A 1,132-nucleotide genomic window follows, 5' to 3' on the forward strand; every position below is an offset into this window, starting at 1 on the left:
CGAATGGCATCGCCTTCGTCACCGCACGCATCACCATGTACATCTCACCGAAGAAGCGCTGAAGCACCGCGGCTCTACCAGGTCACCGCCTGGAACCCTTTACCGGCCCGACAGCAGCAGCACGCGTTGAGCGTGCGTGACTCCCCCGCCTATCGGGCGTGGCGGCCTGTTGAACTCGGCAAGGCTCTCATCGATCCGCCAGTCATGTCCGGTGCCGCGTGAGAGATCAGCGGCATGGAGTGTGAGCTCGCATTCGTACACCAGCGCTCTGAACGACCCCGCGTGAGTCCAGAAGGATTCGAGCATGCCCTCTGCAAGGTGTCCGCCTCCCCTGGTGGCTTCGACCTCCTCCGTGCTCGCCTGCTGCAGCAGCTTCGTATAGCGGGCTCCCCCGCCGATCAGGTGATCATCCCGGGTGCGGCACTGCTCGCGGCCTTTGCGGCGCTGACCTTCCGTGAGCTGCCGAAATCGCCCGCGCACGTCATCGCCGTCATCGTCTCGGCAGTCGTGATGAGCATCTGCCTGCTGCTGGCCAAGACACTCAAACGGCACTGGCTGCTGGAATGGGGACTGGACTTCTCCCTGCTCATCGGCCTCGTCGCCGCGTATTTCGCCCACTATGCCGGTCTCGGACTGCCCGAAGCCTGAGGAGAGAACATGTCATCGATCATCACATCACCCTCGCACGCGGCGTTCGAGCGCACCACCAGCCGGTGGGGCTCGATCACGCTGTTCATCGGATTCCTCATCGCCACCTCGGTGCCGTTCTATCTGATCTTCGTCGCAGACGCGAACATCGTCTTCGGTGACGCGGACCTTGAGCTCGCCGCGGCCACCGCGCCCTATGGAGTCTTCGACAATGCCGGCCAGGACTGCTGCGCGCGCTCGCGCATCCTCGTCCACGACTCTGTCTTCGAGCGCTTCATGGAACTTCTCGAACCTGCGGTGTCCGGAGTTGTCGTCACCGACCCCAGCCTCGAGGAGGCAGAGATGGGCCCGCTCATCTCGCGCGGCCACCGCGAGAGCGTGGCCGGATTCCTCGAGGGCGTCGACATCGCGTTCACCGGCAGTGCCCCCAGTGGTGCTGGCTACTGGATGGCGCCGACTGTCGTGCTCCCGAAAACGCCGCGTG

1 protein-coding gene and 1 pseudogene are annotated in these 1,132 nt (G+C 64.4%); both read left to right on the top strand.

The window, feature by feature from the left end:
• The first annotated feature begins 318 nt into the window (after nucleotides 1–318).
• Nucleotides 319–648, top strand: coding sequence for a DUF5058 family protein (locus BSP109_RS16725; protein ID WP_101602075.1), 330 nt, complete (start codon nucleotides 319–321; stop codon nucleotides 646–648).
• 141 nt (nucleotides 649–789) lie between these two features.
• Nucleotides 790–1,132: pseudogene (locus BSP109_RS16730) on the top strand (aldehyde dehydrogenase family protein); the annotation flags it as partial.

The organism is Brevibacterium sp. Mu109 (assembly GCF_900169375.1).
Lineage (GTDB): Bacteria > Actinomycetota > Actinomycetes > Actinomycetales > Brevibacteriaceae > Brevibacterium > Brevibacterium yomogidense_A.